Genomic DNA, 23125 nt, shown 5'->3' on the forward strand with positions numbered 1-23125 from the left:
GCCTAAGTTACCAACCCGGTGCAGGGCTTGCCGTTTTCGTCCGCGACAACACCGTGTCTCTTATTAGCTCTCTCAAAATCAGCTTTTGTCAGTCCTGAACCAGAACCTTGTGACAAGTAAGGGTTACTCGCTCCCGCCGCATAACCAGAGCCTTCTGGCAGCGTATTGCTATTTCTATTATTAGTGAAAGTCGTTTGCTCAACCGCCACACCTGGATCATTTTCGCCGAAACCACCACTAACCCTCTTTAACTCGTCAGTTGATAGTTCCTCGTTGATTTCTTCGTTTTCTTTTGGGTCAGTCATTAGGCGTAAATACTCTTTGCTAAGTATAGCTAACCTCAGGGGAATTGCCAGGACTGGAATATTGGAAGAACCTGCCGGAGATTACCTAGCTTCTACTCCTTAAGGTCGTGCCAGGTATCGGATGGCGTTTTAAGCAAATAGGGCAGTCGTTGAAGAAATAAAAAGCCCCTGCTAATGCAAGGGCTTTGAGTGTGTAGGCTGTGGCCGTGGTTATCAGCACATTTTCCCCACAAGCAGATCGCAAGTCTCACAGGTTATCGACACAATGGTTCCCCCAATGGTTCCCCCAGCCACACCTTCCAGCTCAGCATCAGACAGGTTCTTTTGTGAGTTGGCTTGATGTGCTTTTAAGTCTTCTGTGGTAATCGCGAACCCTGAGGCTTTAGCAATAGCAACAACATCAGCACCTTCTACTTTGAGCTGTTCCTGCAGTGAAGTGTCTGCTTGAACCTTGGCAATGAATGCCTTGAGTTGTTCTTCTGACATCAGATTTAGTTGTCTATGCTTCATGCATAGCCCAATCTAAGGATGTTGAGTTCAAGCATCGATTGAATTGTATGAAATTTCTACTACCTCAGGTTGCAAGCAGACGGCATCAGTGAATGGAGCCCTGCCTTTTTAAAGCTCTCGGCAACGCTGGATGGTTGTGCCAGGCGTTATGAGCGGTTTTGCCAGAAGTATCGCCATCACAGCAAAGAGGCGCCTAAGTGCCACTGGGGCAGCCGCATGCTTAAACGGCTAGTCAGTTATTCAAGAACTAGAAGCAAGAAGAAGAGGATCTCATCAGGCCAACAACGATTGCCATGGGACTGGGATGTAAGGCTTAATCAAATCCCTGAGGATTGGCATCAAGTTGCGGTGAGATTTAGGCGTGCAAATGGAATCAGAGATGGAGATCAATCTCTCAGGATGTGGTGATTAGTTGGGCAATATAAGTAGTTTTCTAGCAGATAAAGTTGACGTTAGATTTGTCATGAATGCGAAAAACTATTGCTGATTTTTACCTGCCAATGAAGACATCAAGGCAACTTTTGCAAGTCAATGGTGCCAGGTATCGGATACCGTTTTAAGTGAATAGTGAGGTGATTGAAAAAGCCCCTGTTGTTGAGTGTGTAGGCTGGTGGCCTCCATTTCACTCACAGCTCATCAATCACAGCCAACACTCTAGTGTACACAAAAAACTGGAGAGTGTATGTCCAGGTTTGCAGCCACATCCATTAGTAGATTTACCGCCAGCTACACCTTCCAGCTCATCATCAGACAGGGTTTGGCGATGAGTGTTTCGCTCGAAATCGTCTGTGGTAATCGAGAACCCAGCAGCTTTGGCAATGGCTACAACATCAGCTCCTTCTACTTTGAGCTGTTCCTGCAGCGAAGTGTCTGCTTGAACCTTGGCGATGAATGCCTTGAGTTGTTCTTCTGACATTAATTGCAGGGTCGCTTTTTCTTATTTGTAGCCCAACCCAAGCTTGAAGACTGCAAACATCGATGTAATTGTATGAAACTTCCACTACAGCAGGGTGCAAGCAGACGGCATCAGTGAATGGCCGCAAGCCTTTTTAAAGCTCTCGGCAACACCGGATTGTTGTGCCATGCGCTATGAGCGTTTTTGTAAGCACTACCGCCATAAGAGTAAAGCGGCTCCCAATACCACTGGGGTAGTCGCATACTTAAACGGCTGGTGAGCAGTGCAAGAACTAGAAGTAAGAAGAAGAGGGTTTCTCCAGGTCAACAACGACTGCCATGGGATTGGGATGTTCGCCTCAATCAAATCCCTGAGGATTGGCATCAGGTTGCGGTGAGATTTAGAAAAACAAATGGAATCAGAGATGGAGATCAAACTCTCAGACTGTGGTGATTAGTTGGGCAATATAAGTAGTTTTCTGGCAGATAAAGTTGACGTTAGATTTGTCATAAATGCGAAGAACTATTGCTGATTGTCACCTACTGAATAAGACATCAAGGTAACTTTCTGCAAGTCAATGGTGCCAGGTATCGGATGGCATTTAGGCGTAATTAGACGAGTGGCCTAAGAAGTAAAAAGCCCCTGCTAATGCAAGGGCTTTGAGTGTGTATTTGGCTTATCATCCCTCACAGCTTCCACCTCCAGCCGTACAGTCCGTAAACGCCCACCATCCCCCCGTACACCCAGGGCCCGCACCATGAAGGCCTTCCAGCTCATCATCAGACAGATTTTGGCGATGAGTGTTTAGGTCTTCTGTGGTAATCGAGAACCCAGCAGCTTTGGCAATAGCAACAACATCAGCTCCTTCTACTTTGAGCTGTTCCTGCAGTGAAGTGTCTGCTTGAACTTTGGCGATGAATGCCTTGAGTTGTTCTTCTGACATTGGATTAGAAATTGGGTGTTGTTTATAAGTTTAAGGTGCCAGGTATCGGATGCCGTTTTAAGCGAATAGGGAGGTCGTTGAAGAAATAAAAAGCCTCTGCAATAAAAAGGGCTTTCAGTGTTTAGTTCATGCAGATTGTCCAAGTCAAGTTTTTAGGTTTGGTTTTCCGCAGCCAATCGGGCAGGTCAGAGCTACCTCTAGCTCGGACAGGCAGGACCGAAGGTACATTTGCCGTTTCTGTACGAGCTTCCCCCCCCAGCCACACCTTCAAGCTCATCATCAGACAGGTTTTGGCGATGAGAGTTTAGGTCTTCTGTGGTAATTGCGAACCCAGCAGCCTTTGCAATAGCAACAGGGTCAGCGCCTTCTGCTTTTAACTGTTCCTGCAGTGAAGTATCGGCTTGAACTTTGGTGAGGAATGCCTTCAGTTGTTCTTCTGACATTGGATTAGAAATTAGTTCTTGTTTATAAGTTTAAGGTGCCAGGTATTGGATACCGTTTTAAGTGAATATTGAAGTCGTTGATGAAATAAAAAGCCCCCTGAGGGCTTTGAGTGTGTAGGCTGTGGCCGTTTAGTTATCCTTCAGGGTTTACTCTGCAGCGTTAGTTGTTATGGATCTTCGATCTTGACCAGGTTCCAGGTTGGGTTGATCCACCAGACAGGGTTTACTCTGAGGTTGCTCTTCGGCACCCCCCACAGCAAACAGCAGCCAGGTTGCTCGTCAGCGTACATAATCCCCCCCCAGCCACACCTTCCAGCTCATCTTCAGACAGATTTTGGCGATGAGAGTTTAGGTCTTCTGTGGTAATCGAGAACCCAGCAGCTTTGGCAATGGCTACAACATCAGCTCCTTCTACTTTGAGCTGTTCCTGCAATGAGGCGTCTGATTGAACCTTGGAGAGGAATCCCTTGAGTTGTTCTTCTGACACGAGAGATAGTTGTCAATGCTTCATGTATAGCCAATCCAAGCTTGAAGAGTGCAAGCATCGATTCAATTGTTTGAAACTTCCACTACCGCAGGGTGCAATCAGACGGCATCAGTGAATGGAGCCCAGCCTTTTTAAAGCTCTCGGCAACACTTGATGGGTGCCAAGCGCTATGAGCGTTTCTGCCAGCACTATCGCCATAAGAGTAAAGGCGCTCCTAAATGCCACTGGGGTAGTCGCATGCTTAAACGGCTAGTCATTCATTCAAGAACTAGAAGCAAGAAGAAGAGGATCTCACCAGGGCAACAGCAACTCCCATTTGCGTTTGATATTCGCCTCAATCAAATCCCAGAGGATTGGCATCAAGTTGCGGTGAGATTTAGACGAGCCAATGGCATCCGTGATGGCGATTCACGTCTGTTGCTGTGGTAATTAAGTTAGGAATATAAGTAGTTTTAGTGCAAAAGGGTTCGAAGGTAAATTTGTGATGAATACGAAAAACTATTGGTGATTGTTGCCTGCTGAATAAGACATCAAGGTAACTTTTTGCAAGTCAATGGTGCCAGGTATCGGATGGCGTTTTAAGTGAATAGGGAAGTCATTGAAGAAATAAAAAGCCCCCTGAGGGCTTTGAGTGTTTAGGCTGCACTAGCAGCACGGCCCGCATGTCCTTTGTAAGTCACCGTAAGTCATCCCAGCAATAGCTGGCTCTTGGCCCTCCTGGCCGGCATTCAGTTTGTTGCGCCGTGCTCGATACACAGTCCATCGCACCAGCCACACCTTCCAGCTCCTCTTCAGACAGGTTGAGTTTTGTGGTAATATGAGAGTTCAGGTCTTCTGTGGTGATGGAGAAGCCTGCAGCTTTGGCAATAGAAACAACATCAGCTCCTTCTGCTTTGAGTTGTTCCTGCAGTGAAGGATCGGCTTGAACCTTGGCAATGAATGCCTTCAGTTGTTCTTCTGACATTGGTGTAAATACTCTTCGTTAAGTATAGCTATCCCTGGAAGAAAATCCCAGAAAAAATAATTTAAGATCGGGCTAAGGTTTCTGATTTAGTTAGATTACACCATATCCACTAAATTACTCATCCTGAGGTCTTGAGAACCCTTGGCATGACTAATCTCAAAACTACTAAAATCCATAACGAGAACTATAACCATAGTAGTTAGTCACTCACTACAAATAGAATTATGGAAAAACCAAGTTCAGTCTTTCATGCCTACATTTCCATCATAGTTTAGATTCTCTCTCTTCCAGTCTTTGAGTGTCTTGCCAGAACCAGAACCTTCTGGACCATTTCCTTTCAACATCGTGTCGTTATCACGAATGACGACCCCAAGTCCCTCATAAGCTGGATTAGCCATAGTTCCACCACTAACACTTTTCAACTCGTCAGTTGATAGTTCCTCGTTGATTTCTTCGTTTTCTTTTGGGTCAGCCATTAGGCATAAATACTCTAATAGTTAGTATAGCTAACTTTGAAGGAATTACCAGAAATAGATGATTTGAGAAACTTGCCAGAGTTTACCTAGATGCATATGGTTCCTAAATCCAAAGGCCGTCGAAATCGAGCCTGCCTCGAATGTTGTAACGACGATGATTCCATGGGTTAGAGATATTATTCCACGAAGCCCTTCCCGCATTGCAGCTGTCTACAGTGTCCCTCATGTACCTATCTCTCGAGCCTTCTGCAACAACACCTCCAAGACCACGCAAGGGCCCGCTACCAGTAATTGTTTTGAGTTGATCAATAGTGAGTTCGTTGTTAGCCATTGGTTTGGATTGGTTGAATAATGTGAGGATTAGCTAGGGCTATTTACCCTTCATCGCCAATAATAGAAACTACCGTCAGTCAAGCTTATTCTTTTTGCTTTCATAAAATCAGTCTTTTTTCTACCATCAGTAATAGCATCGATTTCTTCTGTGCCTGTGAAACACAAGACCCCGTTACCACCAGAAGTGACACCACCGTTGATGGCCTGTAGCTGTTCAATTGATAGTTCGTTGTTAGACATTGATTTGGATTGTCGAATGAACACATCATCTGCCAATTCCTCTACTACGTCATTGATCCGAATCATTGCTAGTTGTGATCTTGGTCACAGGTCCTGAGAGGAATTACTAGAACTAGAATATTTTAGGAACCTACCTGAGATTACCTAGCTTCTACTCTTTAAGGTCGTGCCAGGTATCGGATGCCGTTTTAAGCGAATAGGGAGGTCGTTGAAGAAATAAAAAGCACCATTATGGGCTTTGAGTGTGTAAATACAGCCTTTCCAGTCACAGGTTAAAATTGGATCAGCACACATTGATAGTAAAACGGTTAGCAGTACCCTGCACACAGAAAAAACCCCCAGCCACACCTTCCAGATCATCATCAGACAGGGTTTGGCGATGCTCTTTTTCTAAGTCTTCTGTGGTAATCGAGAACCCAGCAGCTTTGGCAATAGCAACAACATCAGCTCCTTCTGCTTTTAGCTGTTCCTGCAATGAGGTATCGGCTTGAACTTTGGCAATGAATGCCTTGAGTTGTTCTTCTGACATTGATTGATTGTTGAGTCGCTTTTTCATATGTATAGCCTAGTCTAATGCTGATGAGTTCAAGCATCGATTGAATTGTATGAAACTTCCACTACAACAGATTGAGGGTGGCGTGTAAATCTCGATCAGGAATGTATAGGCCTTATAAAGATGATCTTTTGCTGCTTTGATTGTTTCCCTACTTTTACTTAGAACTTGTGTTGCTTGATCAGCTCGGTATTGGAAATACTGATCCTCGATGTATTTCATGCTGGTGCCGGTAAACCTTACGACTCTGGTCAAAACAACCAATTCATCGCTGTCACAACTTTTCCCCAAGCTGACCGTTGATACATTTGCGTCATAGGGGGACTTTTGTAGTGGGTAAAAGGGCTTGTGTAGAGAGCGTAAATTATTTTAGATCGCTTTAAACCCAAGAGCATTTAATGGAGTGAATATAGGTATTGGTTGTAAATGATGATTAAATAATTGACTAGATAGATATTGAGCCAGTTAATATAGCTTCCTCGATAGTCGTCATCTCACCAAGGATTTTTCCAGACATAGCGCCCACTGTTCTCTTCCCGAGTGACAGCTATGCAGTTAGTAGAAATAAGCCAGAGAGCCTGAAGAATTGGTGTTTGACTGTAAAGATATACCTTTGGGAAAGCATTCTTTAGAGCAATAGTTGCTTCGCCCGCATGGTAATGAGGCATCCAAGGTGCTATGTGATGAATGGCATGAGTAGAGCCTATCTTGTGATGGAGGAAATCAATTACTTTTCCATATGGCCTATCAATCGATAAGAACGCACCTCGCAATTGGGAGAAGTCTGAACTGCTAAGGTGGGGAACATCGGTATCAGTATGATGCAGCCACGTATAGGTCACTAGCCAGATATTGACTACTAACAGAGGGGCTATGTAAATTGTAAAAACAGTAATAAAGCCATCATGTAGGCTCCAGGCAATCAATCCAAACAGAGCCAGACATATCCCCCAATCGGAAAGCCAGACTTTATTTATCCATTTTTCTGTCCACAATTTTTTAGAGAAAGGTGCTATCGGCCAGAAGTGATTCGATAGGCCATATTTTGGGCCTCCCGTCTTCCCAGTCAGCAAATAGGCTGGCCAGCCAAAAACCAGATGAAGCACAAGCTGAAATACACCATATTGAACTTTTCCTAATCTGCCTGCTATGGCAATATCTTTTTCTCCACCAGCCTGCTCATCAATTCCGTTGCCACGAATGACTAAAGGCACGTGAGTCTCACCATTGGCGATATGGTTTGTATAAGTATGGTGAACTAAATGTGAACGCTGCCATGAGAAATATGGAACAAGAAGCATCGAATGCAATACATAGCCAACGAATGTTTCTAGTTTCCTGTTTTTCGAAAAAGCACCGTGTCCGCATTCATGTGCGATAACCCATAAGCCCATTGCTGTTGTGCCAGATACAAGCCAGTAGAAAACCCAAACAGGTAATATTTCCAGATTTAGAGGGATGTGCATCCCTATGGAAATTACAATGGCCTGTATCGTCAGAGATTGCGCTAGATAAGCAAGGGAAGTGTTGGTGCTGCAATTCAAGCATTGATGAGGCAAAATAGCCTTGATTGCAGCTAGATCAGGGATATCCGCTTTGGAAACCTTGAGCGCCTTTCCATTGAGGCCAGACATGATGATGCCTTTGGCAGGGTTTTGTCTAAAAAATGTTTTTTCATGGCTTTCTGAATGATCTTTCAATGACTATGCTTGGCAAGGGCTCATTGGATATAATAATAGATGAGCTACCTTGAGTACAGGCTGAACAGAATGCAACCATCTTGAATGCCATTAGCTTTTTTAAATATTGCATCAATTTGATACTAGTCTTCTGGGATTTGGTTAAGTCGAGCATGCCAATTTCAAAGTAGTTGTTATTGGCATGGTGACATCTTGTTTTTTCTTGCTTATGCCTTTGAACTTTTCACCAGCCTTTTGAGAATGTGGTTAAGCCATTGTGATTTCGTAGCGGTTCTGCTTTTGTCCGAATAGTGCTTGGTACATCCACTAAGTATTGTCGATGGTTTGAAAAAGGCTGGGTGCTAGTCACTTGGAGTGCATCGCTAATTGGGCACAATCTGGTGATTTATTCAGTAGGCCAGAGACCAGCGCTGATCAGTTGAGATACGACAGCTCTTGATGGATCATCCTCGAGCAGCGCTAATCCCATCCCGCTTAAGCCTGTGAAGAAGCCAGGCAGTACAAGTAATCCTTCTTTTGTGCCGAAGCATCGCAGCTTGATCGGTTCAGCTGAGCAGCGTTGTAAAGCTTGCAGGCGGTACTGAAAAGCCACGTCTTGGCAATGAGATCTGAGCTGGTTGTCAATCGGCCAAGGGCCTGCAGAAAGCATCTCAAGCAAGACCATCAAACCCAGTGATCCGCAGCAAAGATGATCCGTCGAAACAGAACTGACAGCTGCTGTGGTTTGCAAGCCAATCCCTATCTCCTTGGTGCATTCTTCATCCCAAAGAGCCGTACCCCACAGACAGGCTCGGCCAAGGGCAATACCCGGGGCACCATGGCACCAGCTAGCCATGAAGCTTGGCTCATCAGAATCTGAGTCTCTACCAATGCTGCGGTAATCAGGCCAATTGCCCGCGTCTTTATTGAATCGAGCCCGCTCATAAGCCAGTGCAGCTGCGGCAGCTGTGCGGTAGCGCTCGTCAGCGGAGAAAGCATGTAGGTGAGCAAGAGCTGCCGCATAACCAGCTGTTCCATGGGAGAAGCCCAAAAGTCCTGGCTGGCTTGATGATGAGCTCCAGGCACCTTCTTCATTTTGTTGAGCAATGAGATGGTCACCAGCACGCAAAGCCAACTGCAGAGCTGATTCCGTTCCCAGCTGCACCAGCGATCCGATCAAGCCTGCGCAACCACCAATCAAATCCAATTGCTGATCAGCCTCGATGAAACGCGGTAGAGCCGCCGCGAGCAGACTATTGGCCATCGCCTGCTCGCCTTGCAGAGTAAGAGCCAACAAGGTTCCACCACAGCCACTTAATCCCAGTGGCTGATCACGCCACCAGCGCCGACGGCCATCGTCGCTGGGTTGATCAACAAGACCAACCAGGGGTTGCAGGATTGCAGTCTGAATGGCATCAGCATCCATCAATGAAACCTGCTGTGCTTGCAAGCGCTGCAGCAAGTGGGCAATTCCTATGGATCCACCATAAAGCGATAGACCAACGGGCCCAAAGGAAAAGCTCTCGCCATCAGCGCCCAGGTCCATACCCAGCCACTCCACCTGCCCCTGCGAGTCGCGAATCGCCAATTCCAAAAGGCGATGGGCGATCCGCTTTGCTGCCTCCAGACTCGTCTCAGCCGATGATGACATCAGCGCTTCTGGTGTCGCGGGGGGGGGAAGGGTTGGTGAACTCTCAGGGGTTGTGTGCAGCTCACGCGCTTCTACGGCTCCACGAATTAGGCGCAGTTGAAAAGCAATCTCATCGGTATCTAGATTTCGCAATCGCTCATAAGCCGCCGCTAAACCGCTGGTTTGGATAAAGCCTGGTAATTCTTGCTCCAATCCGCCGAGCTGGAGGGCATCAGCATCAATGAGATGAGTGAAGAAAGGAATATCCAAGTGCTGCATCTGCTTGACTTCTGCTGCAAAAATTGGCCAGTGAAGAGGTTTGGATTCGGCGAGCAGAAAACTACGTGTTAGCTGCTCGAGTTTGAGCGCCTGCGCTAGCGGAGAACGCAAAGCAGTTGGCTCTAACTGCTGACGTTGAATGGTGAAATACACACGCGTGGCTCGCAACACAATCCGGCGTGGCAATCCTGCAAAGTGAGCCAATACTCCATTTACATCCAACCAGCGATTGCGGAGCTTGATGAGCGCTTCACTTTGCATTGAGAAGCCATCGCAGAAGTCTTCAAGAAAACGATCAAAAGGATTAACCTCACCAATTCCAACTGGCAAACTGGTTGGAATTTCAACAGGCTGGCTAACACGACCTGGCATCATTCCATCACTGTTAAATCCAAGCCAGCCAAGAGCAATTCTTTCGGGTTTATTCGGTGGCGACATGCCAAGAGCGCTGATGTCAATTGCCAGTTTGGATTCTCCAAGAAACATCCATTGCGGGAGTAAACCGGAACGCAAAACAGAACGCTGAAACTGTTTTTGCAGACTGGAAGGTTTGGGTTGAGCTGTCGTAGAGGAAGCGTCGCTGATGTGATCAGGAAGATCAGCTTCCAATAATGTTTCGGTATCGATCAGAAGTAACTGATCACCGCAGGCAATTAGATTTTCGTGATGGCAGTCAGTGCAACCGAGTAGATGCAATAAGGCTGTTAGTCGACCGGCATTGAAATAGAAATTGGTTAGTTCTTTGTCATTAGCGCATAGGTGATGGACGACATGCTCCATATAGCCATAGCCGTTGCCGTTGTGGATGGCAAGAGTGCGCAACGGTGAGAGATCACTGTGGGTATTGAGATCAGCCAAGGTGGCCTGATAAGCCGCGTCTACAGCCATGTCTTTGGGCTTGTAGACCACATGCATGGAGGAGTTGGCAGTCGAATTGGGATCAGCAAATTCCAAAACAGCGACTGCACGGCCACCGCGGTGGGGATCACTCAAGCCCTGCTTGACGGTTTTGAGATGATGGCCGCAGGGAATCGCAAAGCATTGCTGAAGGACTGTGCGATCGGCACAGATGCGTTGCAACATCTCCACACTGCCTTGAAACCAAAGTGAAAGAACGGTGCCGATTAGGCGCCCAAGCACAGGAAATTCTTTAAGCAATGGTGCTAATCCATTGCGGCGATGGGATTGGATGAATCGCTCGTAGTGTTCACGCACTGGTGGCCCTGATCCATCTCCAGCAGCACCCAGATGTGCAAGCAGCATCGTGCCGGGTGTGCGTTCCTTATTGAAGGCTTCCCATAACACTTGATCGCCAAGCGCACAGAGCCGATCAAGCAGACTGTCTGCCAATTGATCAAAAATCTCATCAGCAAGGCCAGCGCTATCAGAAACGAAGCTTTGTCTAAGACTCTCTGCTGAGTGGCAACGAATCGGCCACCAAACATCAACAAAAGGTCTATTAAGATTGTTGTCGACTGGTAACAGGGGTAAGTCCCAGGCGGCCTTTAAAGCTTCAAGAGCATCTTGTAGAGCCTCTTCAAAACAAGGGTCATCCTCCTCGAGGGAAGCTGGCTCACTGTTCAGTGCAGCAAAGAAGTTTTCCTCCGATAGCTCATCCCATTCAAGGCGTCGATCGAATTTGTGGGGCTCATCGGGAGCAATAGCTGCTAACCAACTGGTTTTCCAAGATGATGGACTTTCCAAAGGCTCGGCAGCTCCCATTGATGGTTGTGAATCAAAACTATGGTCACATTAAACAGTGAATTGGGAATCAGAATAATGTTTTCAGTCCAAGGCTTTACTCTCGTTAAAGCAGGTGGCAAGACTACGAGCAACCAATGATTCATTTTTCATTGCCCTTGATTAAGGAGTTGCTTTAAAAGCTAGCGCAAATTTGAGAAAACTTTTTTGAGTATTTTGCTAACATCTAGCCATATCTTTGATAAGACTAAAGGGTGTGAATGAAAAGCTGGAAAGTGCCTGAAAAAACAAGACTATGTGTGATTTCTGATTCTTACTGGCTTATTTCAGCATTTGTTCGTAAGGGATTGTAATGTCTTGTCTGCCTGCAAGTGTTGGCATTGTTGTTGTTATACCCCTTCAGCGAACCTTCGGTTGCCTATCTACAAACCCAAGAGCTGCCAAGCTCTTCATTAGAGCGGCGCATCTCATCTTTCTAGTTGAAATAGGTCTTGTTAGCGAGTGCTGGAAAGAGATTTCTAAGCATCACATTAAGACTATGGATTGGTTCAGTAGTCCAAGTAATGAGTATGGCTGGATGAAATATTAGTAGTTCCCAGCATAAAGATTTGATTGTATTCAGATGTAGCGGTAATCAATCGTCTACAGAAACGTAACGTGTCCATTCCTCCTTTCTATGTTGTTGATGGTAGAAAACAACAAAGGGAAAATTGAACTTATAATGAGTGTCGTTCAAGTGTTTGTTCACCCAGTAACAACCTATCTGATAGTTATTCCTAAACATTTCGTTATGATCTGAATAAATATCTACGATTGAAGTGTCACCATTTAGGTGTTCCTCTATGAAGGTCTGTTTGTCTTCGAAGACGTCGATCAGAAAAATCTCATAGGTGTTTTTGGTTATACCAACCCTCATTAATTCTTCGATAACCTCATCATCCATATAGTCAAATCTCCAGCTACCATTATCCTCATCAGGAGGTTTAATGTCTTCATTCTTAGACAAAAGGATTGCTAAGTCAGTTTTGTCCTTAGTCATGACTCTCTAAGCGGGAGAATAAAAACGGTTGTTTTAAGGAGCTTCTCAGGATGTCAACCTTTTGACCATCATAACCAACACCTTCTAGGAGATCATCAGTTAATGATTCACCCAAGTGTAGCTGAGTGTGATTCGTCTTAGGGGTGGGGTGGTTGTCACCACTAGCAATAGTCTCCAACCCGCCATCTTCGATACATTGCTTTTCGTTAGTTTCTTTATAGTTAGTTATCAGTCTAAAGCTAATCGAAAGCTAGCCTGATCGGGCTACATGCTTCCATCCAGGGATATAGATCCTAGTTGACCTCACAGCACTTTTCATAATCCTCTTTCGTTAAACCAGAACCTGACCCTTGAGGGTTTTTGTTCATTAAATTATGTTGTGTTGATTGTGGGGGTAATTTAAGTTCATCTCTCAGATGATGTAGCTCATCACCTTTTAGATATTCATAACCACCATCACATTTCACTTTTACCCAAGATTCACAATCCAAGGAAATGACCTTGCTTCTTGATTGATCCTTGCTCATAGGTGCTTGTACTTCGAAGATATTCTAGTGCTTCGCACGTATCTCCTGAGAAAAATAGAAAAATGCTTGAAGGCAAGCATCTTGTTTAGAAGTGTCCATTTAACCTTTAGCAGGTCTTCTGACAATAGATATACTTGTCAAAAGCTGAATAGCAACAATTTTTATTTAGACAGAAATCTTCTCCGGTTGCTTTATAAACCGAATTTGGGCACTATTCCTCCCATGCCAATTAGATAGGATAATGCGGCCAAAATTATAAAAGAAACTACGATTTGCAGAGGAAGCTGCAGCAGCTCTTTCGAGGTAGGTAGAGGAGAGAGGTTGGGCATTTGATCACGGGGATCCTCTTCTTCGCTGGGCATGGAATGTTTGTCTCTGACAGTTAATCATTTATCTTAGCCAATCCAAGCATGAGCTCGATGACTTCTTACAATTCTTCTAACTTCTCACTTCTTTTTCTTGCCCTCCTGGACTAAGTATGTTAATACAAAAAAAGTTGTCTTTTCCTTTTGTCTTTACCTGGCTCTGTCTTCTTCCTGACCGCAATCCTCCTAATATTTGTTTCATTTGTAGTGGTGTTTAATTCGTTAGTTGCAAAAAAGAACCGAGTTGAAAATGCTTTTGCATCAGTTGATGTTCAGCTCAAGAAGCGTTATGACCTCGTGCCAAACCTGATTGCGACGGTTAATCAGTATATGCAGCATGAGCAAGGAACCCTCGCCAAGCTAACCGAGCTTCGAGGGATGGCTCAGAGTGGCAGGCTAGGCACGCGTGGCAGGGTTGAGTTGGAGAATCAATTCTCCCAGGCCATGGAGTCAATCATGGTTTCAGTTGAGAATTATCCAGATCTTAAGGCTAGCCAAAATTTTCTTGCTCTTCAGGGATCCTTGAATGAGATCGAGGAGCAGCTTTCTGCCGCCCGGCGTACCTTTAATGCCGTAACCACTGACTACAATGATGCCATTGAAATGTTTCCTAGTAATCTTTTGGCTGGGCTGATCGGCTATCGACTCCGCCCTCTTTTTGAAATGCCTGCTATCGAAAGAGAGAACCCTAACGCGGCTAAACTATTTGCTGGCTAATGGTGAATCAACGATCCTTTTTTGCTGGTCATCCTTCTTATTTCCGCCAGGAGATTATGCCAGTTTTACGGATATTTGAAGGCAAACGAAAGCTCATTCTGCAGAAAATATTGAAGATTATATTCTTAATCGCCTTGTTGATAATTGCTGTTGTCATTCTGCTAGCTTTTCAGTTAATCTCGCAGATCGCAGCTTTTATTTTGCTTCCCGTAGTGGCGGTTGTCTTTGGCATCGTCTACAGGCAACTAACCAAGCAATATAAGATGCAGTTCAAGCTGCAGATTATTACAGCGATCGTCAACTTCTTTGATTCAACTCTTCAATATGATCCACACGGTCGGGTGTCTAAGTCTCAGTTTGTGCAAAGTGGGTTATTTAATACATCTCCTGATCGTTACCGTGGCGAGGATCGGGTTTTTGGTACTTTGGGAAAGACCCGTATCGAGTTTAGCGAGGTTCATGCGGAATATCAGTCTCAGAGCACCGATTCTGATGGAGCCACGCACACCTCATGGCACACGATTTTCAAGGGTTTGTTTTTCGTCGCAGACTTCAATAAGCAAATTAAAGGCACCACTGTTGTGCTTCCAGATGTAGCCGAACGTCTTTTTGGGGGTGTTGGAAAATTTTTTCAAAACATTCAAAAGATTGGCCGACATCCCGAACTGATCACTCTGGAAGATCCTGTTTTCGAGAAGTACTTTGTTGTTTACGGGGATGATCAAAATGAAGCGAGATATATCCTTACCCCGAACCTTATGGAGCGGATTGTTTCATTTCGGCAGCGAACCGGACAAAAACTTCGTCTTTCTTTTTGTGGAGAGAACGTTTATGTGGCCATCCCGAGCGACCATGACATGTTCGAGGCCAGAGTTTTTCGCACCCTTTGGAGCAAGACACTGATCAAGAGCTATGTGGACGACATGGCGATGGCGATAGGTGTGGTTGAAGAGCTCAATCTCAACCGTCGTGTTTGGACGAAGCCATGAATTTTTAAATGCTAAAAATTCTCATGCGGAAGAGTTGTTCTGGTTACAGCCTTTAAAGCACCTGCACCACTTCACTGACTTCGGGGATCATTTCGCGCAACTTGCGTTCGATACCCATTTTTAGGGTCATGGTGCTACTAGGGCAGCTGCCACAGGCTCCTTGAAGACGCACTTTCACCACAGGACCATCAATTTCGACGATTTCTACATTGCCGCCGTCTGCCATAAGAAAGGGCCTTAGTTCATCGAGAACGGTTTCCACGTTCTCGTTGGTGAGGGCCATGGCTTCTGTACTCATGGATGCTCTGCACGTTTGGATCTATCCAGCCTAGGGGGTTCGCTCATAACCTTGCCAGCAGGGGTGCTTTCAAGTTGTGGTCGTCTCTGATGTTGCTGGATCCCAATCTCGCTACGACGCGGTGCTTGTCGGGGCTGGAATTATGAGTGCCACTTTGGCGGCCCTGCTGCATGAGCTCGATCCTGAACTGAGTTTGTTGATGGTCGAGCGTTTGCAGGCGCCGGGTCTTGAGAGCAGTGCGGCAGAAAACAATGCAGGCACTGGTCATGCGGCTAATTGCGAACTGAATTACACACCGCTTCAGCCTGATGGCAGCGTGGCTACTGCTAAGGCTTTGGCCATTAATACCGCCTTTGAGCGCTCTTTGGAGTTCTGGGCTTCGTTGACGGAAAAGGGCAAGTTGCTACCGCAGCAATTTCTACATCTGGTCCCTCATATCAGTGTGGTTTTTGGCGATGCTGATTTGGCTTTCTTGCATCAGCGCTTTCAGCAATTGAGTGCGCTGCCTGCCTTTGCCTCCATGCAATGGAGTACTGATGTCGCTGAGCTTGCCGAATGGATGCCATTGGTGATGGAAGGGCGAGCCAATGCAGAGTCTGTTGCTGCAACCTGCATTAAGCGGGGGACGGATGTGGATTTCGGATTGCTGACAGGGGCCTATGTGAAGTCATTGCAAGCCAGCGGAGCTTTGGAATTGAGTTGCGGCTGCGAAGTCGTTCATTTGCACCGGCTCGGCAAGCACCAGTGGAATCTTGATCTCAAGCATTCTTCTGGAAGTCGCTCTGTGCAGACACCTTTTGTGTTTCTCGGTGCAGGGGGGGGGGCATTGCCTTTGTTGCAGCGATCTGGCATTCCAGAGGCAGCTGCCTATGCAGGCTTTCCAGTGAGCGGACAGTGGTTAGTCTGCTCTGAGCCAGGTTTAACGGCAAGGCATCACGCCAAGGTGTATGGCAAGGCGAAGGTGGGTGCTCCGCCAATGTCTGTGCCACATCTTGATAGCCGTTGGATTGATGGATGCCGCTCGTTGCTTTTCGGGCCTTATGCGGGTTTCAGTAGCAAATTCCTCAAGCAAGGCTCCCGCTTGGATCTCTTGCGTTCGGTACGGCGCAGCAATTTTCGCTCCATGTTGGAGGTGGGTTTTAAAAACTTTGATTTAGTCACTTATCTCCTCTCAGAGCTACAGCAGAGTGAGAAAGATCGCTTTGAAACCTTAAAGCAATTTCTTCCCAATGCGCAGTTGAATGATTGGAAGCTCTCAGTTGCTGGACAGAGAGTACAAATCATCAAACGCACAGCCGAGGGGGGGCGGTTGCAGATGGGTACAGAGGTGGTATCCGCTCAAGATGGCTCCCTAGCTGCCTTATTAGGAGCTTCGCCTGGGGCTAGTACAGCGGTGACGGTCATGCTGGAAGTGTTGCAGCGTTGCTGGAGCGAGCGTATGGCAAGTGAGTCTTGGCAACAAAGATTGCGAAAATTGTTGCCGAGTTATGGCCATGATCCAAATTCTGAGCCCTTACTGCTGACGCAGATGCGCATACGCAGCAATAAATTACTCAATTTTACTTGATCAAAAGATGGTCTGATTTTGATGTTTGATAATTAGCTTTTGATGAGACTGTAGATATTGACCTTGAAAGCCTTATTTTGGTTAAATGGTGCTTTGATCAACAGCAGCGGTTATCGCTGCTGTGACGATATCGGTTGAACTTGTTGCTTCTGATGTTGTTGATGTAAGGGATGTCGCAGAGGCGACATCCTCTGATGTTGTTAGGGCGTTGATGGCTTCTGAAATTGCCATAGAATCAGTCTCCTCTGATGTTGTTGATTTTACAAGTGAGTCATTGCTTGGATTGATGATTGCATCAGTTGTTTCAGCAGTGATTGTTGTTAAATCTTCTTCGATTTGTGTTTCTGCGGCTCCTGTGATTGGATCCAATCCTCCCTCTAGTGAATAATCCGAATCAATATTGCCCGTACTCAAGTCTGAAGTATTCACGTTTTGGAGTGTTGCTATGACAATACCAATATTTTTGTCTCCAGCAATACCATCTGCGTCAAAGCTGACCAATGTATCGTCTCCATCTTGTGACAAGTTGATGTGGCCTGTAGCGAAGGCGTTGGATCCGTCGTAGTTGATTGCAACATTATTAAGGAGGTCATCAAAGTTCATCATGTCATGATTGCTTGATGGCTGAGCAATTGGAGTTTCCTCTAGGAGGGGCTCGGAATCTTCGCCAAACGCAATGATCGAATCTTGCTCGAAGGCAGGCTCTGGATCACCGCCAATAGCAATTACAAGATCATCCTCTAGAGCAGGCTCTGGATCACCGCCAATAGCAATTACAAGATCATCCTCTAGAGCAGGTTCTGGATCATCGCCAATAGCAATTACAAGATCATCCTCTAGAGCAGGCTCTGGATCACCGCCAATAGCAATTACAAGATCATCCTCTAGAGCAGGCTCTGGATCACCGCCAATAGCAATTACAAGATCATCCTCTAGAGCAGGCTCTGGATCACCGCCAATAGCAATTACAAGATCATCTTCTAGTGAAAGCTCTAGATTATCGCCGAAAGAAATCCCCATTTCTTTATTCTCTTCTGCATCGTTAATTGTTACTAAGTTTCCGCCTAGCTTCTGAGCATTGGCCTCTGCTTCTTCCCAGGTAGGCCCTTCGACGATTGTGTAAGCACTGTCACCTCTTATTGCTACATTATGATTGAAGATTGCTTTTTTCTCGGATATTTCAACAGTGAAATCCTTGATCATCAGAGGTGAAGATATGTTATTTATGTCGTCTGCGAAGATGTTTGTTCCGGAACTTGCTCCTTCTAGCAAACTTCTGTAGTAATCGGCAGTGAAAACGATTGTGTCTGAGCCGAAACCCGTCGTAACACTTATACCTTTACCGCCGGTAATGGTGATGTTGTCCTTGCCATCTCCAGCATCAATTGTGTCACCTCCATCGCCAGCAAAGATGTCATCATCACCCTTCCCACCACTGATTTTATCTGCTCCTGATCCACCGATAATTGTGTCATTACCATCATCACCGTAGATCTCGGCGTTGCCTCCGCCTGAATGCAGGATCTGGTCGTCACCATCTCCGCCGTGGATGCTGCTGTTGACTAGGTCACCACTCAACAAGACAGAGTCATCACCTGTTCCTGTTTTGATTGTGCTGTTGGTGAGTGCCGCTCCAGAATGGCTGCCGATGGCGTTCACAAAGATCTGGTCGTCTCCACCTCCTGTTGAGATAGTGGAATTCAACAGAGTTTTGGCATCACCTTTCTCCGTTGATTTGCCGTGGTAGAAGGAATGCCCTAGGGCATTAACACTGATGTTGACTTGATCTTGTCCCTCGCCAGTTTCGAGAACAGAATTCTTAAGGCCTATGGCAGAGGAACCAGCATTGATTTGCAAGTTGACGGAATCATTGCCAGAGCCTGTGGAGATGGTGGAATCCTCCGCCCCAATAGCAACACCAAGGGTCTCAATGCGTGAGTGGTCGTAGTCGTAGGAGGATTGATTGAAGCGGTTGTTGTCGTAATTAGATTGATGAGAGCCGTTGTAGTTGTTATTATAGTCGTAGCCATAATTATAACTCCTGTTGTAGTCGTAGTTATAAGAGCCTGAGGAGGAGTGATCGTAGTTTCCAGATCTGCTGTAGCTGTTGTTGTAGTCGTAGTCGTAGCTGTTGAGGTGTGAGCGTTCGTAGTCACGGCTGTTGTTGTACCAGCTGCTTCTGTAATTGTAGGAATTTTTGTAAGTCGATTGATTGATGCTGCTACCGCTGCCTTGTGAAGCGTGGCTGTAATCGTAGGAGCCGGAAGAGCTGTGATCGTAGGAGTTGCTGTAGCTGTTGGTGTAGTCGTTGCTGTAACTGGAAGAGCGAGAATAGATGCTGCTGTAGTCGCTGCTGTTGCTGCCAGTGGAATCATCGAAGGAGGAGCGTGAGCTCGATGATTTGTTGTAGAAGCTGTTTTCGCCAAAAGCGTTGACATCAATGGTGATGTCATCATTACCATCGCTGGTGGAGAGAATTGAATCGTTAAGGCCTATGGCAGAAGAGCCGGCGTTGATTTGTAGGTTGACGGAATCACTGCCAGAGCCTGTAGAGATGTTGGACCCATCAGCACCAGTGGCTTCTCCGTAGGAGTGAATGCGTGAGTGGTCGTAGTCGTAAGAGGATTGATTGAAGCGGTTGTTGTCGTAGGAGGATTGATGGGAGTTGCTGTAGCTGTTGAGGTAATCGCTGGAATTGCTGTAACTGCGGGTGTTGTCGTAGTTGTAAGAGCGCGAGTAGGAATTGCTGTGGTTGCTGGAACTACTTGAACTGTTGCTGTAGTCGTAGTCGTAGCTGTTGAGGTGTGAGCGTTCGTAGTCACTACTGTTGTTGTACCAGCTGTTGCCGTAGCTATAGGAATTTTTGTAAGTCGATTGATTGATGCCGCTGCGGCTATTTGTTGAGTCGCGGTTGAAAGAGCTGGAGCTGGCGTCAGAGCGTTCGTAGGAGTTGCTGTAGCTGTTGGTGTAGTCGTTGCTGTAACTGGAAGAGCGAGAATCGATTCTGCTGTAGTCGCTGCTGTTGCTGCCAGTGGAATCATCGAAGGAGGAGCGTGAGCTCGATGATTTGTTGTAGAAGCTGTTTTCACCTATAGCGGTGATATCAATGGTGATGTCATCATTACCATCGCTGGTGGAGAGAATTGAATCGTTAAGGCCTATGGCAGAAGAGCCGGCGTTGATTTGTAGGTTGACGGAATCACTGCCAGAGCCTGTAGAGATGTTGGACCCATCAGCACCAGTGGCTTCTCCGTAGGAGTGAATGCGTGAGTGGTCGTAGTCGTAGGAGGATTGATTGAAGCGGTTGTTGTCGTAGGAGGATTGATGGGAGTTGCTGTAGCTGTTGAGGTAATCGCTGGAATGGCTGCTGCTGCGGGTGTTGTCGTAGTTGTAAGAGCGCGAGTAGGAATTGCTGTGGTTGCTGGAACTACTTGAACTGTTGCTGTAGTCGTAGTCGTAGCTGTTGAGGTGTGAGCGTTCGTAGTCACGGCTGTTGTTGTACCAGCTGTTGCCGTAGCTATAGGAATTTTTGTAAGTCGATTGATAGTCTCGACTACCGCTTCTTTGTGAAGCGTGGCTGTAATCGTAGGAGCCGGAAGACGCGTATTCATAGCTGTTACTATATTTTCTGCCAGAGTTATAATCGTATTCATTTGTATATGAATAAACTCTTTGATTGTTATAATTTCTATCGCCTGAGGACTCGTATGAATATATATGCTCCCAAGAGTGTTTGTTGATTCTGCTATTGCCACCTTCTGCTGAAACATTGATTTTAATGTCGTCATTGCCCTCTCCACTTTCTACAAAACTATCCTCTAGGCCATAAGCTTTGATTTCTCTGCCATTGCCACGTGCATTGGCATTGATTGTTAGCTGATCACTGCCAATGCCGAGTTCGATGGAGCTGTTGCTTGCGCCGTAGGCCGGATCCCAAATTCTAGATTGAGTGAAGGCGTTGAGAATGACGGAATCATCACCAGAGCCCGTATGGATTTCGCTATCACGCATCGCCCAGGCATTGGTATTGCGACCTACAGCTCTTGCTGTGATGTCAATCGAATCATCACCAGCTCCTGTTTTGATGGAAGAGTTATTTCCTAGTCCGATCGCTTCTGCATAACCACCCCAATTGGTTGCAAAGGCATTGATGCTAATGGAGTCGTTGTCATTAGCAATGACGGGGTCTTCGCCAATGCCGATGATGAGAGGTGATTGTTCACTACCAACATCAAAACCATCTAATGGAGGTAATCCCTGAAGCTCTTGGCCACTTGTATTGATCTTGGTATTTAATGCTCCATAGGCAGCAATCGAACCCCACGTTCGCCCATTTGCAGAGGCATTAATCAGCAGCGAGTCGTTGCCAGATCCAAGGTTGATTGAGCTGTTGCTTGCGCCGTAGGCCGGATCAATAAACCTGGAATTGGTAAATGCATTGAGAGTGACGGAATCATCGCCTGAGCCTGTATTGATGTTGCTGTCGCGCATCGCCCAAGCATTGGTTGTGCGTCCATCAGCTCGAGCGGTGATGTGAATGGCATCATTGCCATCACCTGTATTGATTGATGAGCCATTGCCAAGACCTACAGCCTCTGCATAACCACCACCTCGCCACCAACCACCACGGTTGCTAGCAGAGGCATTGATGACAATGAAATCATCTCCGCTTCCAGTTTGAATATCGCTGTTAAGAGCTCCATAGGCTGCAACTTTGCCGCCACCCCACCATCCGCCTGAACCGCTAGCTGAAGCATTGATGAATAGGGAATCGTTACCTGAACCGAGATCAATCGAACTGTCTGTAGAGCCGTAGGCAGTGGCAGTTGTTCTACCGCTTGCGATTGATTGAAGGCTAACGAAATCATTGCCCGCGCCAGTATTGACCGAGCTGCTTTCAAGGCCTGTTGCCAAGATCGCAGCGTTGACGAATCTGCCACCAAGGATTCCAGCATCAGCTTTGATGCTGATGATGTCATCACCACCCTGGGTGCTTAGCGAGGAATGACGAAGGCCCCAGGCTGGGTCATATCCAAAGACCCTTGAAGTGGCGTTGATATCAACCAGCTTGTTGTCATTACCAACAAGAGAAAGCCGGGAGCCATCGATACCAATGGAGTAGGCCTCTCTCCCTTGCGCGTAGGTGTTGATGCTTACAGCTTTGCCGGTGTATTCAACTTCGCTATTCAGCAGACCCGTTGCACGTGCTGTACGCCAGCCAGAGTTGGCTGTGGCTGAGATGCGCAGTTCGTCGCTATCGATACGCAGGCTTTGATTTTCAATCGCTGTGGCAGTTGTTCCCCGAGGCGACCACCGGTTCCATCTCCACCAACCCCATCGATCAGATGCATTTGCTGTGAAGTTGGTGATTGAAGCCATCGGTTAATGATTTGGGTAGAACAGGGAACTACTTATTGCCACTGATTTCACCTATGAATGCTTTTGACCAGAGTGGAAAGGAGGCCAGGAAGAATGGGATGCTTCTTGCTCTGAGAATTTCATGAGAGGTCTTTATCAAGGTGCTAACTGGAATCTCTAGGTGATCTTTCCTAGTTCAAACGGTGTGGCTTGGTTGTTGTGGAACGTGGTCAGGGGGCTAGACACTGAGAGAGCCAGGAGCAGTTCTTGACGTCCAGCTTTCACGCTTGTCTCGTAATGGGTCTTGTGCGAATAGAGCATGGTTCGCTAGATGGCCTGTATGGGTGTGTCTTCTCGACGAGAATCCCATGCAAGCAGGGTTGCAAGGCTGAGAAATGAGTGAGGATTGGGTGATCAATCAGTTATTTCTACCTTCAGATTGCATGAAGAGAGTTGAGCAGCACAGATCACCTGTGCCTGGCTTTGCTCACCAATTTGAGGCCTCGATTCTTCAGGCTCAGTTTGATACCTGGCTATTACCTGGAACACTTGATCGGTATGATTCCTGTTCTCTGAGCATCTCTTTCTTACATAATGAGTGCAAGGCCGTTCTTATTTGGCCGTATTGATATCTGTCGCTGTGAATCTTGTCATTAAGATCTTAATTTGAATCTTAGTCGCTATTTTGCTAGTTTTGCTTTAGTTCTTTAGAGAGAGTTTCTTGCTTTATTAGCTTTTGATACTATCGAGATCATCTGTGATATGGATGCACAAGCTTTAAGCATCAGTATCCCGGCGAGGAATATTTGATGCTTTTGAGTAAATTT

22 protein-coding genes are annotated in these 23125 nt (G+C 46.3%); 5 read left to right on the forward strand and 17 right to left on the reverse strand.

Annotation, left to right across the window (positions count from 1 at the left end; all coding sequences use genetic code 11):
- Positions 1–2: 2 nt before the first annotated feature.
- Both AKG35_RS01260 and AKG35_RS01265 read right to left on the reverse strand, forming a co-directional pair.
- Positions 3–305, reverse strand: coding sequence for a CCRG-2 family protein (locus AKG35_RS01260; protein WP_011129617.1), 303 nt, complete (start codon positions 303–305; stop codon positions 3–5).
- Between the two features lie 213 nt (positions 306–518).
- Complete coding sequence (locus AKG35_RS01265; RefSeq protein ID WP_041384871.1) at positions 519–791, reverse strand: Nif11-like leader peptide family natural product precursor; 273 nt, start codon at positions 789–791, stop codon at positions 519–521.
- A gap of 93 nt (positions 792–884) precedes the next feature.
- On the opposite strand from AKG35_RS01265, the gene AKG35_RS12175 reads away from it, so the two are divergent.
- Positions 885–1223, forward strand: a complete 339-nt coding sequence (locus AKG35_RS12175; RefSeq protein WP_011129619.1) for a hypothetical protein — start codon at positions 885–887, stop codon at positions 1221–1223.
- A gap of 232 nt (positions 1224–1455) precedes the next feature.
- On the opposite strand, the gene AKG35_RS01270 is transcribed toward AKG35_RS12175, so the two are convergent.
- The 4 genes from AKG35_RS01270 to AKG35_RS01285 form a co-directional block, all read right to left on the reverse strand.
- Positions 1456–1731 carry a Nif11-like leader peptide family natural product precursor gene (locus AKG35_RS01270; protein WP_011129620.1) on the reverse strand — a complete coding sequence of 92 codons (276 nt, stop codon included), beginning with the start codon at positions 1729–1731 and terminating at the stop codon, positions 1456–1458.
- A 658-nt stretch (positions 1732–2389) separates the two neighbouring features.
- Positions 2390–2653, reverse strand: a complete 264-nt coding sequence (locus AKG35_RS01275) for a Nif11-like leader peptide family natural product precursor (protein ID WP_011129621.1) — start codon at positions 2651–2653, stop codon at positions 2390–2392.
- A gap of 197 nt (positions 2654–2850) precedes the next feature.
- A complete protein-coding gene (locus AKG35_RS01280; protein ID WP_011129622.1) occupies positions 2851–3096 on the reverse strand; it encodes a Nif11-like leader peptide family natural product precursor in 246 nt (81 codons plus the stop codon).
- Between the two features lie 223 nt (positions 3097–3319).
- The gene (locus AKG35_RS01285; RefSeq protein ID WP_011129623.1) at positions 3320–3583 is read right to left on the reverse strand and encodes a Nif11-like leader peptide family natural product precursor; all 264 of its coding nucleotides are present in this window, start codon (positions 3581–3583) and stop codon (positions 3320–3322) included.
- Positions 3584–3736: 153 nt separating this feature from the next.
- Here AKG35_RS01285 and AKG35_RS01290 point away from each other — a divergent pair, with 153 nt between their 5' ends.
- Positions 3737–4012 (forward strand): hypothetical protein, encoded by a 276-nt coding sequence (locus AKG35_RS01290; protein ID WP_236069616.1) that lies wholly within the window; start codon positions 3737–3739, stop codon positions 4010–4012.
- 247 nt (positions 4013–4259) lie between these two features.
- Here the strand turns inward: AKG35_RS01290 and AKG35_RS01295 are convergent, their stop codons facing one another.
- The 9 genes from AKG35_RS01295 to AKG35_RS01330 all read right to left on the reverse strand — a co-directional run bounded on the left by AKG35_RS01295 (position 4260) and on the right by AKG35_RS01330 (position 13004).
- Positions 4260–4547, reverse strand: coding sequence for a Nif11-like leader peptide family natural product precursor (locus AKG35_RS01295; RefSeq protein WP_011129624.1), 288 nt, complete (start codon positions 4545–4547; stop codon positions 4260–4262).
- 239 nt (positions 4548–4786) lie between these two features.
- A complete protein-coding gene (locus AKG35_RS01300) occupies positions 4787–5023 on the reverse strand; it encodes a CCRG-2 family RiPP (RefSeq protein WP_041384252.1) in 237 nt (78 codons plus the stop codon).
- Between the two features lie 103 nt (positions 5024–5126).
- Positions 5127–5354: a CCRG-2 family RiPP gene (locus AKG35_RS12665; protein ID WP_157859773.1), complete on the reverse strand. Its 228-nt coding sequence runs from the start codon at positions 5352–5354 to the stop codon at positions 5127–5129.
- Positions 5355–5404: 50 nt separating this feature from the next.
- On the reverse strand, positions 5405–5596 hold the full coding sequence (locus AKG35_RS01305) for a CCRG-2 family RiPP (RefSeq protein WP_157859774.1): 192 nt from the start codon (positions 5594–5596) through the stop codon (positions 5405–5407).
- 283 nt (positions 5597–5879) lie between these two features.
- The gene (locus tag AKG35_RS01310; protein WP_052646211.1) at positions 5880–6125 is read right to left on the reverse strand and encodes a Nif11-like leader peptide family natural product precursor; all 246 of its coding nucleotides are present in this window, start codon (positions 6123–6125) and stop codon (positions 5880–5882) included.
- Positions 6126–6643: 518 nt separating this feature from the next.
- Entirely contained in the window at positions 6644–7783 is a 1140-nt protein-coding gene (locus tag AKG35_RS01315; RefSeq protein WP_011129628.1) for a fatty acid desaturase, read from the reverse strand.
- A 451-nt stretch (positions 7784–8234) separates the two neighbouring features.
- Positions 8235–11441, reverse strand: a complete 3207-nt coding sequence (lanM, locus tag AKG35_RS01320; protein ID WP_011129629.1) for a lanthipeptide-modifying enzyme LanM — start codon at positions 11439–11441, stop codon at positions 8235–8237.
- A gap of 631 nt (positions 11442–12072) precedes the next feature.
- Positions 12073–12477, reverse strand: a complete 405-nt coding sequence (locus AKG35_RS01325; RefSeq protein ID WP_011129630.1) for a hypothetical protein — start codon at positions 12475–12477, stop codon at positions 12073–12075.
- 293 nt (positions 12478–12770) lie between these two features.
- A complete protein-coding gene (locus AKG35_RS01330) occupies positions 12771–13004 on the reverse strand; it encodes a hypothetical protein (protein ID WP_041384253.1) in 234 nt (77 codons plus the stop codon).
- Between the two features lie 575 nt (positions 13005–13579).
- On the opposite strand from AKG35_RS01330, the gene AKG35_RS01335 reads away from it, so the two are divergent.
- Positions 13580–14086 carry a LemA family protein gene (locus AKG35_RS01335; protein ID WP_236069617.1) on the forward strand — a complete coding sequence of 169 codons (507 nt, stop codon included), beginning with the start codon at positions 13580–13582 and terminating at the stop codon, positions 14084–14086.
- Complete coding sequence (locus tag AKG35_RS01340) at positions 14086–15075, forward strand: DUF3137 domain-containing protein (protein WP_011129632.1); 990 nt, start codon at positions 14086–14088, stop codon at positions 15073–15075. The genes AKG35_RS01335 and AKG35_RS01340 overlap by 1 nt, the downstream gene beginning before the upstream one ends.
- A 52-nt stretch (positions 15076–15127) precedes the next feature.
- Here the strand turns inward: AKG35_RS01340 and AKG35_RS01345 are convergent, their stop codons facing one another.
- The gene (locus tag AKG35_RS01345; RefSeq protein ID WP_011129633.1) at positions 15128–15373 is read right to left on the reverse strand and encodes a NifU family protein; all 246 of its coding nucleotides are present in this window, start codon (positions 15371–15373) and stop codon (positions 15128–15130) included.
- Between the two features lie 76 nt (positions 15374–15449).
- Here AKG35_RS01345 and AKG35_RS01350 point away from each other — a divergent pair, with 76 nt between their 5' ends.
- Positions 15450–16940 carry a malate:quinone oxidoreductase gene (locus AKG35_RS01350; RefSeq protein ID WP_011129634.1) on the forward strand — a complete coding sequence of 497 codons (1491 nt, stop codon included), beginning with the start codon at positions 15450–15452 and terminating at the stop codon, positions 16938–16940.
- 81 nt (positions 16941–17021) lie between these two features.
- Here the strand turns inward: AKG35_RS01350 and AKG35_RS01355 are convergent, their stop codons facing one another.
- Positions 17022–22319, reverse strand: a complete 5298-nt coding sequence (locus AKG35_RS01355) for a hemolysin-type calcium-binding domain-containing protein (protein WP_011129635.1) — start codon at positions 22317–22319, stop codon at positions 17022–17024.
- Positions 22320–23125 lie beyond the last annotated feature (806 nt).

The sequence above is a fragment of the Prochlorococcus marinus str. MIT 9313 genome, assembly GCF_000011485.1.
GTDB lineage: Bacteria > Cyanobacteriota > Cyanobacteriia > PCC-6307 > Cyanobiaceae > Prochlorococcus > Prochlorococcus marinus_D.

What these genes read in the sequence shown, in the direction of transcription:
- AKG35_RS01260 (WP_011129617.1), bottom strand. Translation starts at nt 305, where the DNA reads ATGACTGACCCAAAAGAAAACGAAGAAATCAACGAGGAACTATCAACT.
- AKG35_RS01265 (WP_041384871.1), bottom strand. Translation starts at nt 791, where the DNA reads ATGTCAGAAGAACAACTCAAGGCATTCATTGCCAAGGTTCAAGCAGAC.
- AKG35_RS01270 (WP_011129620.1), bottom strand. Translation starts at nt 1,731, where the DNA reads ATGTCAGAAGAACAACTCAAGGCATTCATCGCCAAGGTTCAAGCAGAC.
- AKG35_RS01275 (WP_011129621.1), bottom strand. Translation starts at nt 2,653, where the DNA reads ATGTCAGAAGAACAACTCAAGGCATTCATCGCCAAAGTTCAAGCAGAC.
- AKG35_RS01280 (WP_011129622.1), bottom strand. Translation starts at nt 3,096, where the DNA reads ATGTCAGAAGAACAACTGAAGGCATTCCTCACCAAAGTTCAAGCCGAT.
- AKG35_RS01290 (WP_236069616.1), top strand. Translation starts at nt 3,737, where the DNA reads ATGGGTGCCAAGCGCTATGAGCGTTTCTGCCAGCACTATCGCCATAAG.
- AKG35_RS01295 (WP_011129624.1), bottom strand. Translation starts at nt 4,547, where the DNA reads ATGTCAGAAGAACAACTGAAGGCATTCATTGCCAAGGTTCAAGCCGAT.
- AKG35_RS01300 (WP_041384252.1), bottom strand. Translation starts at nt 5,023, where the DNA reads ATGGCTGACCCAAAAGAAAACGAAGAAATCAACGAGGAACTATCAACT.
- AKG35_RS12665 (WP_157859773.1), bottom strand. Translation starts at nt 5,354, where the DNA reads ATGGCTAACAACGAACTCACTATTGATCAACTCAAAACAATTACTGGT.
- AKG35_RS01305 (WP_157859774.1), bottom strand. Translation starts at nt 5,596, where the DNA reads ATGTCTAACAACGAACTATCAATTGAACAGCTACAGGCCATCAACGGT.
- AKG35_RS01310 (WP_052646211.1), bottom strand. Translation starts at nt 6,125, where the DNA reads ATGTCAGAAGAACAACTCAAGGCATTCATTGCCAAAGTTCAAGCCGAT.
- AKG35_RS01315 (WP_011129628.1), bottom strand. Translation starts at nt 7,783, where the DNA reads ATGTCTGGCCTCAATGGAAAGGCGCTCAAGGTTTCCAAAGCGGATATC.
- AKG35_RS01325 (WP_011129630.1), bottom strand. Translation starts at nt 12,477, where the DNA reads ATGACTAAGGACAAAACTGACTTAGCAATCCTTTTGTCTAAGAATGAA.
- AKG35_RS01330 (WP_041384253.1), bottom strand. Translation starts at nt 13,004, where the DNA reads ATGAGCAAGGATCAATCAAGAAGCAAGGTCATTTCCTTGGATTGTGAA.
- AKG35_RS01340 (WP_011129632.1), top strand. Translation starts at nt 14,086, where the DNA reads ATGGTGAATCAACGATCCTTTTTTGCTGGTCATCCTTCTTATTTCCGC.
- AKG35_RS01345 (WP_011129633.1), bottom strand. Translation starts at nt 15,373, where the DNA reads ATGAGTACAGAAGCCATGGCCCTCACCAACGAGAACGTGGAAACCGTT.
- AKG35_RS01355 (WP_011129635.1), bottom strand. Translation starts at nt 22,319, where the DNA reads ATGGCTTCAATCACCAACTTCACAGCAAATGCATCTGATCGATGGGGT.